Origin of the sequence: Nocardia sp. PE-7 (assembly GCF_030486425.1) — a bacterium.
Taxonomy (GTDB): domain Bacteria; phylum Actinomycetota; class Actinomycetes; order Mycobacteriales; family Mycobacteriaceae; genus Nocardia; species Nocardia salmonicida_A.
On sequence record NZ_CP129614.1, the window covers coordinates 357,291 to 372,471 of the forward strand.

At 67.2% G+C, this 15,181-nt stretch carries 17 protein-coding genes; 10 read left to right on the forward strand and 7 right to left on the reverse strand.

Annotated elements, in window-relative coordinates:
• Positions 1-48: 48 nt before the first annotated feature.
• Positions 49-2,769 carry an AfsR/SARP family transcriptional regulator gene (locus QX204_RS01790; protein ID WP_301904878.1) on the forward strand — a complete coding sequence of 907 codons (2,721 nt, stop codon included), beginning with the start codon at positions 49-51 and terminating at the stop codon, positions 2,767-2,769.
• Between the two features lie 22 nt (positions 2,770-2,791).
• On the opposite strand, the gene QX204_RS01795 is transcribed toward QX204_RS01790, so the two are convergent.
• Entirely contained in the window at positions 2,792-3,970 is a 1,179-nt protein-coding gene (locus QX204_RS01795) for an acyl-CoA dehydrogenase family protein (RefSeq protein ID WP_301904879.1), read from the reverse strand.
• Between the two features lie 105 nt (positions 3,971-4,075).
• Here QX204_RS01795 and QX204_RS01800 point away from each other — a divergent pair, with 105 nt between their 5' ends.
• Positions 4,076-4,819: a PIG-L deacetylase family protein gene (locus QX204_RS01800; protein WP_301904880.1), complete on the forward strand. Its 744-nt coding sequence runs from the start codon at positions 4,076-4,078 to the stop codon at positions 4,817-4,819.
• Between the two features lie 52 nt (positions 4,820-4,871).
• On the opposite strand, the gene QX204_RS01805 is transcribed toward QX204_RS01800, so the two are convergent.
• A complete protein-coding gene (locus QX204_RS01805) occupies positions 4,872-5,654 on the reverse strand; it encodes a phosphodiesterase (RefSeq protein ID WP_301904881.1) in 783 nt (260 codons plus the stop codon).
• Between the two features lie 263 nt (positions 5,655-5,917).
• Here QX204_RS01805 and QX204_RS01810 point away from each other — a divergent pair, with 263 nt between their 5' ends.
• Entirely contained in the window at positions 5,918-6,466 is a 549-nt protein-coding gene (locus QX204_RS01810) for a DUF4333 domain-containing protein (RefSeq protein WP_301904882.1), read from the forward strand.
• A 24-nt stretch (positions 6,467-6,490) separates the two neighbouring features.
• On the opposite strand, the gene QX204_RS01815 is transcribed toward QX204_RS01810, so the two are convergent.
• Positions 6,491-7,258 carry an RluA family pseudouridine synthase gene (locus QX204_RS01815; protein WP_301904883.1) on the reverse strand — a complete coding sequence of 256 codons (768 nt, stop codon included), beginning with the start codon at positions 7,256-7,258 and terminating at the stop codon, positions 6,491-6,493.
• An 82-nt stretch (positions 7,259-7,340) separates the two neighbouring features.
• Complete coding sequence (locus QX204_RS01820) at positions 7,341-8,333, reverse strand: adenylate/guanylate cyclase domain-containing protein (RefSeq protein ID WP_301908227.1); 993 nt, start codon at positions 8,331-8,333, stop codon at positions 7,341-7,343.
• Positions 8,334-8,580: 247 nt separating this feature from the next.
• Here QX204_RS01820 and QX204_RS01825 point away from each other — a divergent pair, with 247 nt between their 5' ends.
• Positions 8,581-9,462, forward strand: a complete 882-nt coding sequence (locus QX204_RS01825) for an imine reductase family protein (protein WP_301904884.1) — start codon at positions 8,581-8,583, stop codon at positions 9,460-9,462.
• On the opposite strand, the gene QX204_RS01830 is transcribed toward QX204_RS01825, so the two are convergent.
• A complete protein-coding gene (locus tag QX204_RS01830) occupies positions 9,444-9,905 on the reverse strand; it encodes a hypothetical protein (RefSeq protein WP_301904885.1) in 462 nt (153 codons plus the stop codon). The two genes, QX204_RS01825 and QX204_RS01830, sit on opposite strands and share 19 nt — an antisense overlap.
• 130 nt (positions 9,906-10,035) lie before the next feature.
• Here QX204_RS01830 and QX204_RS01835 point away from each other — a divergent pair, with 130 nt between their 5' ends.
• From QX204_RS01835 to QX204_RS01855, 5 genes are all read left to right on the forward strand, one after another.
• Positions 10,036-10,857 (forward strand): helix-turn-helix transcriptional regulator, encoded by an 822-nt coding sequence (locus QX204_RS01835; protein ID WP_301904886.1) that lies wholly within the window; start codon positions 10,036-10,038, stop codon positions 10,855-10,857.
• A 43-nt stretch (positions 10,858-10,900) separates the two neighbouring features.
• The gene (locus QX204_RS01840; RefSeq protein ID WP_301904887.1) at positions 10,901-11,338 is read left to right on the forward strand and encodes a DUF6194 family protein; all 438 of its coding nucleotides are present in this window, start codon (positions 10,901-10,903) and stop codon (positions 11,336-11,338) included.
• Positions 11,339-11,457: 119 nt separating this feature from the next.
• Positions 11,458-11,739 carry a hypothetical protein gene (locus QX204_RS01845; protein WP_301904888.1) on the forward strand — a complete coding sequence of 94 codons (282 nt, stop codon included), beginning with the start codon at positions 11,458-11,460 and terminating at the stop codon, positions 11,737-11,739.
• Positions 11,740-11,778: 39 nt separating this feature from the next.
• Positions 11,779-11,946: a DUF4236 domain-containing protein gene (locus QX204_RS01850; protein ID WP_084472559.1), complete on the forward strand. Its 168-nt coding sequence runs from the start codon at positions 11,779-11,781 to the stop codon at positions 11,944-11,946.
• A 158-nt stretch (positions 11,947-12,104) separates the two neighbouring features.
• The gene (locus QX204_RS01855) at positions 12,105-12,356 is read left to right on the forward strand and encodes a hypothetical protein (protein ID WP_301904889.1); all 252 of its coding nucleotides are present in this window, start codon (positions 12,105-12,107) and stop codon (positions 12,354-12,356) included.
• Positions 12,357-12,412: 56 nt separating this feature from the next.
• Here the strand turns inward: QX204_RS01855 and QX204_RS01860 are convergent, their stop codons facing one another.
• Complete coding sequence (locus QX204_RS01860; protein ID WP_301904890.1) at positions 12,413-13,657, reverse strand: ATP-binding protein; 1,245 nt, start codon at positions 13,655-13,657, stop codon at positions 12,413-12,415.
• Between the two features lie 246 nt (positions 13,658-13,903).
• Between QX204_RS01860 and QX204_RS01865 the strand changes: the two genes are divergently transcribed.
• Positions 13,904-14,479, forward strand: a complete 576-nt coding sequence (locus QX204_RS01865) for a dihydrofolate reductase family protein (RefSeq protein WP_301904891.1) — start codon at positions 13,904-13,906, stop codon at positions 14,477-14,479.
• Here the strand turns inward: QX204_RS01865 and QX204_RS01870 are convergent.
• Entirely contained in the window at positions 14,461-15,171 is a 711-nt protein-coding gene (locus QX204_RS01870; RefSeq protein WP_301904892.1) for a helix-turn-helix domain-containing protein, read from the reverse strand. The two genes, QX204_RS01865 and QX204_RS01870, sit on opposite strands and share 19 nt — an antisense overlap.
• Positions 15,172-15,181 lie beyond the last annotated feature (10 nt).

Here is a 15,181-nt window from a genome sequence, read left to right on the forward strand (position 1 = left end):
TGCGCCGTGCTCGGGCCGTTGCGAGTGTGGGGGCCCGATGGTGCGGAGGTGACCCCCAGCGGGGTGCTGCCGCGGCGGTTGCTCTCCCTGCTGGTGTTGCGCCGTGGGGCGGTGGTGTCGGTGGATGCGGCGATCGAGTTGTTGTGGCCGGAAGGTGGGCCGAACAATCCGTCGGCGGCGTTGCACAGTCATATGTCGCGTCTGCGTCGGGTGCTGCCGGAGATGATCGAGTCGGCGGGGAACGGGTACCGGCTGGATCCGGAGCGGATCGTGGTCGATGTCGACGAGTTGGGGGAGATTCTCGACGGTGGCGGGTCGCCCACCGCGCTCCTGCGGCGTTGGGTCGGACCCGCCTATCCGGAACTCGACATGGTGGACCAGGCACGGGCGGAATCGGCGCGGCTGGAAGAACTTCGGGTCAGAGCGGGGCAGGTCGAGGCAGCTCAGCGGCTCGCCGAGGGTCGGACCGACGGGTTGGCCGCCGAGCTGCGTGCGGTGGTCGACGAGTATCCGTTGCGAGAACACCCGCGCGCCTTGCTGATCGAGGCGTTGGTGGCGACCGGCCGACCGGCCGACGCGCTCCGGGTCTACGACGAGTTCCGTCGACTCCTCGCCGACGAACTCGGCACCGAGCCCTCGGAACTGCTCCAGCGGCGCTACCAGCAGCTGCTCGCCGGTGAACGGGTGGCCGAAGCGTCCCAGCGACTTCCGCTGCCGGTGACCTCCCTGGTCGGGCGCGACGACCTGCTGGCCGAGACCGAGGCCCTGCTCACCGACTCCCGCCTGGTGACCCTCGTCGGTCCCGGCGGCGTCGGCAAGACCCGGATGCTGCTCGAACTGGGACGTCGGCACACCGATACCTCGGTGGTGTGGTGTGAACTGGCCGGCGCCGATGCCGACGGAGCCGTCGCAGCGGTCGCCGCCGCACTGGCCATCGACGTACGCCCCGCGATCCCGCTCGACGAGCGCATCGTCGGCGTCATCGGCGCCACGGAAATGCTGGTGCTCCTGGACAATTGCGAGCATGTCATCGAACCGATCGCCGCACTCGTCGACCTGCTGCTGAGCCGCTGCCCACAGGTGCGGGTCGCCGCCACCAGCCGCGAACGCCTCCGCGTAGCCGGCGAACAAGTGCGTCGCGTGCCTCCGCTCCAGGTCGGCGGCGATACTTCCCCCGCGGTCGAACTCTTCCTCGAACGTGCCGCTTCGGCGACCGGCGAACTGGCCCTCGACCCCGCTGTTCTCGACCAGGTCCGCGCGATCGTCTCCCGCCTGGACGGCCTGCCGCTCGCTATCGAATTGGCTGCGGCACGGATGTATTCGCACGAGGTCGACGAGATCGCGGCAGGACTGGACCGTCAGTTCGACTTCCTCTCAGCCGGTTACCGCACCGCGACCCGACACGGTTCGCTCGCCGCCGCGGTGGCCTGGTCGGTGGATCTGCTCGACCCGCCTCTGCGGGAGGCTTTTACGAGCCTGTCGGTGTTCTCCGGGCCTTTCGATGTCGCCGCGGCGGCAGCGGTCTGTGGCACCGACCTGGGGCAGACCGCCGACCGACTGACCGAACTCACCGAACGATCGTTGGTCTCGCGCGCGCCCGGCCGCCGCTATGCCCTGCTCGAAACTCTGCGCACGTTCGGCCGAACCGCACGCGCGAGCGCCGATGACCACCCCGGTGCCCGGCACGCCGCCTACTTCGTCGACTGGGTCGAGCGGGCCGGTCGCGAACTCGCCTATTCGGCCACCGTCGTCTCCCGGATCGACGACGCGATCACCGAACTCCAGCGCGCCCTGCACTGGCTACTCGACCACGGCGACACCGCGAATGCCGCCCGGCTCGTCGCGGCCCTGATGGACTACGGCCTGCTCAGACTGCGCCCCGATGTCCTCGGCTGGGCCGAACTCGTGATCGCGGCCGATCCCGACGCCACCGGCCGACTCGCCGCCGAGGTCTCGGCGGCGGCGTCGTACGCGCGCTGGATGGCAGGCGACCTGCCGGGTGCCTACGAACGAGCTGGTCACGCGCTCGCGGTCTGCGACGACCCGCCTTACAACGCCTACGGCGCCTATGGTGTCTGCGACCTGTTCTCCGGCCGTTTCGGTGAATCCGCCGAGTGGTATCGCCGCGCCGGGATCATCCCGGATCGGCCGTCGCCGAACATGGATATGGCGACCTGGATCATGCTGCTCGGCTACGCGGGCGACCCGACAGCGGAACGACGCTCGGCTGAGCTGGTCGCCGAAATCGGTTCCGTCACTTCCCCTTACGTGGCGTACGTACTCTATTGCGCGGGTGAGGCCGTTCTGGACATCGACCAGGACCGGGCGCGCGAATTGCTCGATCGGGCACTGCGGATGGCGGAAGCCACCGGCACCACCTTCGTGACCGGTGTCGCCGGGGCCTCGCGCGCCTCCCTGGATGTCCGCTCCGGCAGAACGGCCGAGGCCGCAGTGGCCTATCCCGCGCTGATCCGCGGCTGGCAGCGCGCCGGAATGTGGTCCACCCAGTGGGTGATGTTGCGCTCGATCGCGCTGCTGCTCGACCAGCTCGGCCGCGCGGAACAGGCGGCGGTCCTCGACGGCGCCATCCGCGCCGCCACCGCCGATCAGCCCCTCGGATCCGATCGCGAGGTTCTCGACCAGTTGTCGGATCGCTTGCGCAAAGCCCTGGGTGCTAACGGCTTCGACCGTGCGCGGCGCCGCGGCGCCGACCTCGACAACGACGAGATCCTCGACTACACCCTGACCGCGCTCGGCCCGCAGACCTGAATCAGCCTGCGGGCCGTCGCAGTCACCAGCGCGGCTGCTCGCCCAGAATCCCGAGCACCGCCTTGCCGACCATCTCGTGGGTCAGCGCGTCGTTGCCAGGATGGAAACCGCCACACCGCACATCGCGATAGAGCCGCTCGAGCTCGTTCCCGGACAGCATCGCCGCCCCGCCCGCCACATCGAGGGCGGTATCGACCACCCGCTTGGCGGCTTCCACGGCCCGCCATTTCATCGAGTACACCTTCGGCGCCCAGTCGGCCCCGTGCTCGGCACCGCTCACCCAGTCGGTGGTGAACTTGGTGAGCACCGCGTCGGCGGCGTCGAGCTCCAGATACATCGACGCGATCTGGTGCTGCACGAACGGGTTGTAGGCGTACGCGCCACGCTCGATCGCCATCGACTTCTTGCGCCGCGCGTTCTCGACCGCCAATTCCAGTGCCCGGTCGCCGATTCCGAGGTACACGGCCCCGATCAGCGACAGCGGCCACATCGTCATCCCCATCAGGAACGGATGGTCGGCATCACCGGCAGGCATCACACAGCCGATTCGGACATCGGGCACGAAGACGTCGGTGAGCTGGGTGTCGTGACTCTGGGTCGGACGCATGCCGAGCGTGTCCCAGTTCTCGACCACCGTCGCACCGTCGGATCCGCGTTTCACGAAGGCGTGCACCACCTTCGGCCCGCCCTCGGCGTCGGCATCGAGAGCGTGCGCGCCCAGCCACTTCCACGCGGGCCCGTTGGATCCGAACTGCTTGCGTCCGGTGAGCCGGTACCCGCCGTCGACGCGACGGGCCCGGCAGGTCGAGAGCAGTACCGGAATGTCGTTGCCCGGCTCGGCATGGCCTGCCGCGAAGATCTCGCCCGCCAGCGCCTCGTCGTGGATCCAGTCGAGCGAATCGTCACCGGTCCGTGCCATTTCGACGGCGATGCCGATCCAGTACGAATGCATCGACATCGCCAGCGCGGTGGCGGGGGCGTAAGCGGCCAGGCGGCGCTGACTCGCGGCGAGCTGGGCAAGGTCCAGGCCCCAGCCGCCACGCTCGGCGGGCACTGCCGCGGCCAGGTAGCCGATGCCGCGCAGCTCGGCGAGGTCCTCGGCGAAGTAGGTGTTGTCACGGTCGTGTGCGGCGGCGCGAGACCGGAACCGTTCCAGCATGTCGGTCGGAATGGTGCGGGATTCGATGATCGTCTGAGTCATGGGAGCCACTCTCGGGTGGCGTGCTGTTACGCCGCTGTCGTGCGCTGTCACCGACCGCGCGGTGCCTGACAGCCCGCTGACAGGGCGATATCGCACGCTGAACCCATGATCGCAATCGAAGAACTGGGCACGATCCTGTCGATCTGGGCCCATCCCGACGACGAAACCTACCTGGCCGCCGGAATCATGGCGGCCGCCCGCGACAACGACCAACGAGTGGTCTGCGCTACCGCGTCGGCCGGCGAGAGAGGTACCGAGGACTCGGTGAACTGGCCGCCACCACGCCTCGGCCGGGTACGTCGTTGGGAAGCCGCTGCCGCGATGGCGGTTCTCGGCGTCACCGAACATCGCGTCCACGACTTCCCCGACGGTGAGCTCCCGATGCACGATCAGGCCGGAAAGCGCTGGGCCGCGGACCTGCTCGCCGAAGTCCGGCCCGACACCGTGCTCACCTTCGGACCGGAGGGCATGACCTTCCACCTCGACCACATCGCGGTCCATCGCTGGGTGACCCATGCCTGGCGATCCGCGGGGCGCCCCGGCCGACTGCTGTACGCGGTGCCGTCCACCGAGAAACTCGCGCGCTTCATGCCGCTCTACGAGGAATGGAACATGTACATGAGCCCGCTTCGGCCCCTCGGCGTGCCACGGGCCGAGATCCCGCTGAACCACACACTGAGCGGCGCGGCGCTCGACCGCAAGGTCGCCGCGCTACGTGCGATGTCCACCCAGACCGGCGCGCTCACCGCCTCGGTCGACGAGGCGTCGCTGCACGAGCTGGTCGCCGAGGAGACCTTCGTTGTCGCCGCCGACGTGCGTGAATCCGTGGCAGCGGCCCTCGGTTGCTGACATCGCCCACGCGGGTCGTCGGGCACGCCGCGCGCCCGACGACCGCCGACGCTCAGGCGGGCGGGGGCTCGGCCAGCCAGCCGCCCATCGCCACTGTGCGGAAATGCGTTGTGAGGCCGAAGTTCTCATCGATGACGTGCAGGGCGATGGCCGGGTCAGGGGCATAGTCCATGACGCGGTGGGGTGGCGTCAGTTCCCATTCGCCGCCGAGGACCGAGGCGGTGCTCGGACCGGTGATCATGGGTTTGCCCGCGAAGGTCGTGGCGATCGGGGAGTGGGCGTGGCCGGTGAGGATGCCGACGATGCGGGGATCGCCCGCCACGACAGCGGCCAGTCGGCCGGGATCGGCGAGCGCGATGACGTCGACCACGGGACTGAACACCCGCTTGGGCGGGTGGTGCAGGGCCACCAGGATGGGCCCGTCGGGCGTCTCGGCGAGCGTCGCGCGCAGCCAGTCGAAGGTGTCCTCGCCCAGCAGACCGGCCGGTTGGCCGGGGATGCTCGAGTCGAGCATGACGACGGTGAGCGGGCCGACGCGGTGGACGCTGTTGACGGGGGTGGTCGAGGCGGGCTCGCCCAGCAGGACGGTGCGGAAGTTCACGCGGTCGTCGTGGTTGCCGGGCAGTAGGTACACGGGGATGTCGCCGCCCTGCAGGGCCAGGCGTGCTTGCGCGTACTGCTCCGGCGTGCCGGAATCGGTGATATCGCCGGTCACCAGGATGACGTCGGGCCTGCGTGGCAGGTCCGCCAGGTAGCCCATCACCGCCTCCACCCGTTCGGTGTTGCGCGCGCTGAGGTCGAAGTGGGTATCGCTGAGCTGAGCCGCCAGGATCATCGGCAGTCGCTTTCTTCTCTGGGATCGCTCCGTTGCGTCAGAGTGCGCCGGTATGACTCATCGGCACCTCTCCAGGCTAGATGACCTGCGTTTTTTCGTCTTCATGAGCCGTACCACGGACGAAAACCTGTTCAGTGGTCTGTGTCACCTTTCACGCCCGCGGATCCGGCCGTTCCGATGCGCGTCGCACGCCGATGTACTAGCGGAAACCCGAGTGAGCGTTCTCGTATGTTCGAGGCTCGATATTGCGTAACTTTGTCTATGTGTCCAACACTGATGCTGTGCGTCATCTCAGTACCCGAGTCGTACTGAGTGCCTTGTCTATTCCGTTGACGCTCGCCCTATTCGGGTGCAATGCGTCGGTCTCGATCGGCGGCCCGGATTACGGGGAACTGGAGAAGAACATCACCACCGAGCTCGACAACGCCTACGTGTCGATGTCGCGCAAGGTCTCCTCGGTGAAATGCCCACGACTGGCCGACGATCCGAAGGCAGGCGACACCTTCGTCTGCGTCGCCGACCTCGGCGGCAACGACGTACGCGTCGATGTGACGGTCGAAAACGACGAGGGCGCGGTGAAGTTCATAACCCGCGACATCGTGTTCGACCTCGCCGCGACCGCGAACAGACTCACCACCGATGTCGAGAGCCAGGTGGGCTTTCCGGTGACGGTGGACTGCGGGCAGGGACTGAAGATCGTCGAGGTCGGCAGCACCTTCACCTGTACGGCGGTCGATGCGCAGGGCGACTCGGGGACGATCGAGGTGACCGCCCGCAACGGGGGTGACAGCGACTGGCGACTCGTGGAATAGCACCCGGTGGCCGCCGGGTCGAGGTCAACCGTCGGTGAGCTGCCGCGCGGCGTCGAGTAGTCGCGCGGCCTCGTCGGGGTCGCGCGTCACCGGCTCCCAGAAGTCGGGTCCGGGGGTGGCCTCGAGGTCGAGGACCGGTGGGGTCAGCCAGCCGGCGTCGAGGCCGAGCCTCCAGGAATGCAGGTAGGTGCGGGGGAGCGCGGCGGTGCGGTCGAACAGCGGGTCACCCAGGATCGGATGACCGATCCAGGCCAGCTGCACGCGAATCTGATGGCGTCGCCCGGTCACCGGCCGCACGGCGAGAAGCGCGTGATCGCCGTCGCGGGCGACCGTGTTGAACAAGGTCCGCGACGGATAGTTCTTCGTCGGCAGCAGGTCGGCCTCCTCGACGAACCACCGATCACCCTCGCGCTTGATCGCCTCCCTCGGCGCCGCGATACGCACCCGGTTCTTGCGCCCCACGCTCAGCGGCAGATCGATCTCACCGCGATCGGGCAGCTCGGTGCCCGACACGATCGCCAGATACGCCTTGCGCGCGGTCTGATTGTTGAACTGCCTGGTCAGCGGTCCGTGGGCGGCGAGATCGGTAGCCAGCAGCACCAGCCCGGAGGTCACCTTGTCGATCCGGTGCACCGGATACAGCTGCGTGCCCGCCGCCTGTGCCAACTCCACCAGATCGGTGTCGTGGCGCTCTCCGGTCACCGAAATCCCCGACGGCTTGTTCAACGCGAGCACCGCGTCATCGGCGAACACGGTGTAGTCCTCGCGCACGCTGCGCCAATCCAAGTCCACTACAACACCCTAGGCAATGGTGTGCCTGCTGTGCTCGACGGCTGGTCAGCGGTCCGCCGCGGCGGAACGTCGCACGGGCCGATCATGCCTGCCGCAGGCGGTGGGGGCGTAGGCGGTTGAAGCCGCGCACGCGCACGCTGCGCAGGTGGCGGATGGCGAAATCGGGGTGGCCGTCGAGGGCGTCCGCCGCGGCGTCGTCGATGAGGATGTTGCCCGGCCGAGCGACGCCGGTGAGGCGGGCGGCGACATTGACCACCGAGCCGTAGAGGTCGCCGAAGCGTTGCAGCACCTCGCCGTAGGCGAAGGCGACGCGCAGTTCCGGGGTGCCGCCGACGAGCATGGTCGACTCCTGGATGGCCAGCGCGATGTGGCCTGCCGCGGTCGCGGTCTCGGCGGCGAACATCACCTCGTCGCCGACGTTCTTGATCACCCAGCCACCGTTGTCGGTGATCGCCGAGGTGGTGGTCGACTCGAAAGCTTCGAGGAGCGTGGACAATTCGTCGTGGTGCAGGTGTCTGGTAAGCCTGGTGTAGCCGACCATGTCGGCGAATCCCACCGCCAGCGTCCGCATCGAGCCTTCGCCCTGCGTCTCGTTCGATCTGGCGACCGCTGCCGCCAGGTGCCTGCGCCACACATACGACTGCAACTGCTCGATGCTCGCCATGGTGGATTCTGTTGCGGCACTGACCCGTTCCGCCAGCGGAATCGTGGGATCGCCCGCGACGACGCGCGCCTTGATCTCGGCCAGCACCAGGTCGGCCTGCCACTCCGCCAGCCGCGCCATGCCCTGACCGATGGTCCGAGCAGCTGCGGCCTGCTGCCGAATATTCGACGCGGGAACAACTTTCATGCTCCGAAAGTTGGTGACCGCCGTGATGTCGAGCTGTGTGAAGTCGACCTGATCGTCCTCATTGGCCGGAAATCCCAGCGCCGTCCACAGCCGCCGCGACTCCGCCTCCGGCACTCCCGACTGCTCGGCCACCTGCGTGCGCGTATACCGCCGCGGTCCACCGAGCAGCGCCTCTTCGACGCTGCGCTGCACCAACTCGGTCATCTCGGGGTCCGACATACCCAGACTCTACGACTGTGCGGCGCGAGCCACAGGCATCCTCGTCCTCGCATTGGCAACGTTCATAAATCCGGACCCCGCTTCCCCGCCGGTGACACCAGGCACAGTGCCGCTGACCCCGATACCTGTCACCTGGTCGCTTACCTGCCGGTGCGCAACTGATGGCGAAAGTGCGTACTTGTCCGCGTGCGGGCCCGAATCGACACTCGGTCCGGGGAGATCGTCCGATCACCCCGCCAGGACAGGAGTCGAGATGATCAAGGAATCGGTGACGGTGCTCGGCACCGGATCGATGGGCAGCGCGCTGGCCGGCGCCTTCCTCGCCGCGGGCTACCGCACCCAGGTCTGGAACCGCAGCCACGAACGCACGGCGGCCTCGGCGGCCGCGGGCGCGACCGCGCACCCCGACATCGCCGATGCCGTCGCCGCGAGCCCGGTGCTCATCTCCTGCCTCACCACCTTCGCCGCCACGCGCGACAGCCTGCTCGGCGTCGACGGGCTGGCCGGTCGCGATCTCATCACCCTGAACAGCGGAACACCCGACCAAGCACGGGGATTCGCCCGGTTCGCACGGTGCGAGGGCGCCCGCTTTCTCGGTGGCGCGATCAAGAATGTGCCTGCGGCCGTGGGCGATCCGAACACGCTGCTGTATTTCGGCGGTGATCGCGACGTGTTCGACACCCACGCCGCCACCTTGCGCGTTCTCGGTGGCGAACTCGAATACCTCGGCGCCGAACCGGATCTGGCCGCGCTCTACGAATCCGCAGTCGGCGCGACCCTGCTCCCGGCGCTCCTCGGCTTCTTCGAGGGCGCGGCGGTGCTGGCTTCCCGCGGGCTTCCCGCCTCGACGATGGTGCCCTATTCGGTGAAGTGGCTGCAGATGATCGAGTCGCTGCTGCCGGTCCTGGCGGGCGAAATCGACGACGAGGACTACACCCGTCTCGGCTCGTCGGTCGAGCTGTTCCACACCGCCGCCGCCGACGAAGCGCGGCTCGGCGCAGAAACGGGCGTCGACGTGTCCTGGCACGCCCCGATGCACGAGCTGCTGAGCCGTGCGGTCGCGGCCGGGCACGGTGCACAGAGCATCACCGCGGTGATCGAGCAGTTGAAAACGGGTCAGCGCAGCACGCTGTAGGTGGCCGACAGCGTGAAGCCGTGCTCGCCGACCTCGCAGCTCACCGTCCCCTGATACCCGACGCCGCAGGTGGTGTTCTCCCGTGTGATGCGGTGACCTTCGGGGAGCACCTTCGCGGCCGGGTGGGTGAAGATCGGGCTGTCGGCGTCGACGAAGTGCGCCGCTTCGAAGATTCCCACCCGGAGCTGGTCGGTGCCGGCGGGCGCGTCGATCGGGACAGCGTCACACCCGGCCGGGCCGTTGTTCCAGTAGATGGCGCAGTGCCGTCCGTCGGGCGTGGTGAAGAAGACGCTGCCCGCGTATTCGGGTTCGCTGACCTGGTATTCGGCGGGGTCGACCGGTGTGTAATCGCCGAGTCCCGATTGGGCGGCGGCTTGCCCGCCTGCCAGGAATCCGGCGGCCAGCGCGGCCCCGGAGATGATGAGTGCGGATCGAATCAACACTTCGGCGTCCTCCCTCGACGTGGTGTTACCTGGTATTTCGCCGCCCCGCCGCACCCCGTTAACCGGTCGAACAATCCCTTCGCAAGATGCGATGCACACGAGCCCGCATCTACCTTCTACGCTGGCTGCCATGTCGTCACCCGCTCTCGGCGAGTTCCTTCGGACCCGGCGAGCCCGCATCCAACCTGCCGCCGTCGGACTGAGCGAATACGGTCGCCGCAGGATGGTCGGATTACGACGCGAGGAAGTCGCCCAGCTGGCCGGGATGAGCGTGGATTACTACACCCGGCTGGAGCGGGGTCGCGGCGAGGAATTCCCCGATTCGGTGCTCGACTCCGTCGCCCGGGCCCTGCGCCTCGACGCTGCCGAACGCGACCACCTCTACACGCTGGTCCGCCCCGCCGACCCCGACTACAACTACGCCCCGACGATTCGCTCCGGCACCCGATTGCTGCTCGACTCGATCACGACCCCCGCGTTCGTGCTCGGCCGCCACATGGAAGCTCTGGCTTGGAATGCCTTGGGCGAGAAGGTATTCGGTTTCGCGGATGCCGAATCCGAACGTAATCTGGCTCGCTTCACCGTCCTGCACCCCGCCGCGGGCATCTTCTATCCCGACTGGGAGCCGGTCGCCGCGGAGACCGCCGCCTACCTGCGTCGCCAGGTGACCCGCTGCCCGCGTGATCGCCGACTGACCTCGCTCATCGACGAACTCACCGCGGGCAACCCGGTGTTCCATCGCATCTGGTCGATCCAACCCCCGGCGGGTAGTTCGCACGGCAACAGGCTGATTCAGCATCCTGTGGTCGGCCGGATCGAATTCGGATACGAGACATTGAACCTGCCGGGTGAGGCGGATCAGCTGCTGGTGGTGTACACCGTGGACCCCGGATCGGCCGCCCGCGACGCCGTCGACGCGCTGTCCGCGCGGGAGCTGGTCGGCGTCAGCTGATCGGTTCTTGGAGCGGGCCGCGTCCGGATGAGACGCTCGAGGCATGACAATCGAGGAAATCATCGAGTACGTGACCGGCCTCGGCGGGGTGCTGGCTATGCAGCCGAGCGAGGGGAGCGAGGCTCCCGAGATCGCCTGGGGTGACACTTTCTTCTACTACGCCCCCGACGGTGTCGTCCCCGCAGGTCAGCCCTTCGCCACCATCGTGACCAAGGACTACCCCGGCGATGAGACCTCCGACCTGAACCGCCCCGGCAGCTTCCGCGTCAACATCGCCGTGAGCAAGACGACCTTCACCACCGCGGCCGCCCCGACCGACGCGAGCTTGGAAGACACCGTGGTCGCCCACCCCCTCTACGCTGCCGCGAACTGGCTCGCGGTGGTGAATCCCGGGGCCGCTACCGAAGCGTCGGTCCGTGAGCTGTTGCGTGAAGCCCATGACCGGGCACGGACGCGATCCGAGCGTCGCGCGGCCGAATAGCGCTACCGCTTTTCGGTCGCTATTGATTTGCTGATATCGAATTGAGCGACGGCTGGTCTTATGGCGGCGGTTATTCCATTCCGCGCGGTACCTTTCAGATACCAACGAAAGGGGAGGTCATGTCAGTACCTATCCGGCCGGTGCGGTCGTTAGTCGATGTCAGACTCGACTCCGTCGAATTGGTGACCGGTGGATTGCTGTCGATAGCCGCGGCGCTGGCAATGATCGGACCGCTGATCGCCGCCCTGCTGATCCGCCGCAGCGGCGCGGGCCGAACCGACGCCATGGCCACCGTCCCCTTGATCCTGCTGGCCCTCGCCGTAACCCTGGCCCTCGCCACCGGCCTCGCCATGTTCGCCGTCGCTGTTCGTCGTCGGGGTTCGGAAACCGATGGGACATAACCGGATCGGCTATCCTGGTGGCGATCAGGGAGGCCACTCATGCCCATCAAGTTCCGTCAACGCAAATCCTTCGGTCCGCTGAAGTTCAACTTCACCCAATCGGGCCTGTCGTCCTGGGGCATCAAAATCGGCCCATGGTCGTGGAACTCCCGCACCCGGAAGAACAGCGTCGATCTCCCCGGCCCACTGAGCTGGCGTCAACGCTGACCCAGCCGATCGGTTGACACTCACCGCGACCCGCACGGTCGCGGTTATGTCCCGTCGGCTGTAACATTCGCCAGTTGTCATCAGCGCGGCACGGCCGCACATGCGTGGGGGAACTGGTTTCTGTGTGGAAGTTTCTGATAGAGAGCGCATTCGGGCCCGTGTTCGCGATCGCGGGCGCGGGTCTGATCCTGCTCGTCGTCGCGGCGTTTCTGTGGGACGTGGTCGCCGCTGCGGTGCACCGAGTTCGTGATCGTTTCGGGGGAGCGGAGGTCGCCGAGCCGATCCGCGAACACGAATCGACCAACACCCGCCGCACCGCCGAAAGCCGCGACCGCCGGTCAGCTCGTGCCGTCGCACGCCGCAGCGCCCTCCACGCAAAGCACGCGACAGCTGTGGACGTCGACGGCTAGCGACGGAGTGGGGACGAACAGCCACGGTTCAAGGCTCACCGTGTCCGCGCGAACTCTCAGCGCGGTGTGGTCCACAGCGCGCTGATCGGGATGCCGGACATACCGTCACCGAAGGGGAGTTGCTGGTCGCCGCAGTAGACGACGAAGCCGGCGTGGAAACGGTCGCCGAGTCGACGCTGGAGAACGCGTAGTCCCCGGAAGTCGTCAGTGCGGATGGTTTCGGCGGCTTTGACCTCGATCGCTACGACGCGGCCTGCGTTGTCCTCGAGGATGGCGTCGACTTCATAGCCGTCCCTGTCACGGTAGTGGTGCAGTCTGGCCATGCTCGTACTCCAGGTGAGTTGGCGGGTGAGCTCGCCGAGAACGAAGGTTTCCATGATGGCGCCGGTCGCGGCATCGTTGGTGATGCCGGTGAGGAGGTGGGCGGCGAGGCCCGAGTCGGTAAAGGTCAGTTTCGGCGTCGAAATAGCACGAGCCGTGGCGTTGGCCGACCAAGCGGGAACCAGACGAATGAGGTAGATGAGTTCCAAGATGTCGATGTAGTCGCGAACGGTCGTGACCGGTATCCCCAGGTCGGCGGAGAGTCTGCTGTAGTTGAGTAGGCCGCCGGTCTGGGCGGCTAGCGCTGCGATGAGGCGACGCATATCGGAGCCGCGCCGAATGTCGGCGACCTGATGCACGTCGCGGCTCATGATGTCGTCCAGGTAGGAGCTGTAGAACTGAGCGCGTCGTCGTACTGCGGTCCGGCGGATCGCTTCGGGATATCCGCCCCTGGCGGCCAGCGCCAGGTAGTCCTTTCGTCTGAGATTCGACTCACCGGTTCGAAAGTCGCTGCCCGCGGCGTACGCCGCATCGATGAAACCATCTGGGGTGCCGCTGATCTCGCCTTGGGACAGCGGAAACAGTTCGATGGTTTCCGAGCGCCCGGGCAGCGAATCGCCCAATGTGCTCAGGCCGAGCAGTCGGGCTGAACCAGTGAGAAGGAAATGTCCAGGCCGTGGGTCGCGATCGACCTCGTGTTTGATCGACAGCCACAGATCTGGGACGCGCTGTACTTCGTCGATCATCATCGTGCCGGAGACATCGAGAAAGCCGGCCGGATCCGCGGCCGCAGAGGTGCGAGTCCGCACATCGTCGAGGTAACGTTTGGTCACATCAGGGAAGCTCCGTAGGCATTGCTCTGCGAGCGTGCTCTTGCCGGTTTGGCGGGCGCCGTTGATGATGACTACTCGGGTATCCGCCAATGCCTCTTTTACCAGCTCAGAGGCTTTACGTGGCAGTAGATCAGCGGCCTGATGCATAAATGGATCGTACCGTGAGCCGTCGATCTGCCGAAGGGTGTTCCGTCGATCTGCCGAAGTTTGCGGTGTCGATCTGCCAGTATTTGATCCGATGGATCACGGCGATGTATTCGGTCAGCACCCGTCGATGGTCCGACCGGATCGTGTCACCGAACGCACGGTGTCGGTTTCGTCCAAGACAGGGTGGGGAGGGTTCCCTAGGCTGATCGCAGGCAGTTTCCGACGCTTGGATTCAGGAGGATTGTGATGGCACGCGAACTGGTTTACACGGGGTTCATGTCGCTCGATGGTGTGGTGGATTCGCCCGGCGGGAAGGTCGAGGGGCATCGCAGTGGCGGGTGGGTGATGGAGACCGAGTTCGTGCCGGAGGCGTTTTCGCTCAAGGGTGAGGAGCTCGCCGATACCACCGCGTTGATGTTCGGCCGTCGCAGCTACGAGGCGTTCGCCCCGATTTGGCGCGATTCCGAGGATCACGCCGCTTACAAGGATCTGCCCAAATACGTTGTCTCCTCGTCGCTTACCGACGACGCACTGATCGACGGCTGGGGCGCGATCACCATCCTGCGCTCGACCGAGGACATCGAAAAGCTCAAGCAGACCGAGGGCGGGCCGATCTACATCCACGGCAGCGCCGCACTGGCGGAAAGCCTTTCGGACGCCGACCTGATCGATCGATACAACCTGCTCGTGTTCCCGGTGCTGCTCGGCGCGGGCAAGAGTCTGTTCGGCCGGGCGGATCGACCCAAACAGCAACTGCGCCTGCGTGACTCGGCGACCTACTCCAACGGCGTCGCCAAGCTCGTCTACGACGTCGTGCGCTGAGTGAGATCCAGCGCGATCACGCCGCTGCCGCCCTCGCGCAGCTGCCGCGCCGTCCGGCCGACGAATCGGCGCAGCGCCCGGGCGAGGTGGGGCTCGTCGTAGTAGCCGAGCTTGTCGACGACATCGCCCGGCATCTCACCCGCGCTCAGTAGCAGCGCCGCGGTGCGCGCCCGCTCGATCTGGCGGACCGCGCCCTGGGTGAGGCCGGTCGCCGCCCGGAAGCGACGTTCGAGCGTGCGCTCGGTGATCGCGGGCGTCATGCCGCGCAGTGCGTCGGCGACCAGGGCATCGCGGACCACGACCTCGTGGTCGACGAGCCGCTGGACCAGCGCTTCCGCGTCGTCGACGTGGGGGGTCTCCCAGTGGGCGCCGTCCAGCCAGAAACCCCGGTGGGTGACGTCGGGCAGAACGATCCCGCTGTCGACCAGCGTCGTGGTGGCCACCGCGCGCAGCGAGGTGCCGACCGCGAACTGGATACCGACGAACTCCGCCCCCTCAGGGACGGGTGCGGTGCTGGTGGCGACTTCGGGGCCGGTGACCGCCGCGCAGGGCACGCCCTGCTGCTCCCAGAACACCAATCCCCAGGTCTCGGTCGCCACGGAGGTCATCTCCGCGACCTGCTCACTCCGGCAGGTCCAGACCGACTCCACCCACGGCGAATCCGATCGTCGGGTCTCGAACACCAATCCCACCGCCACGATC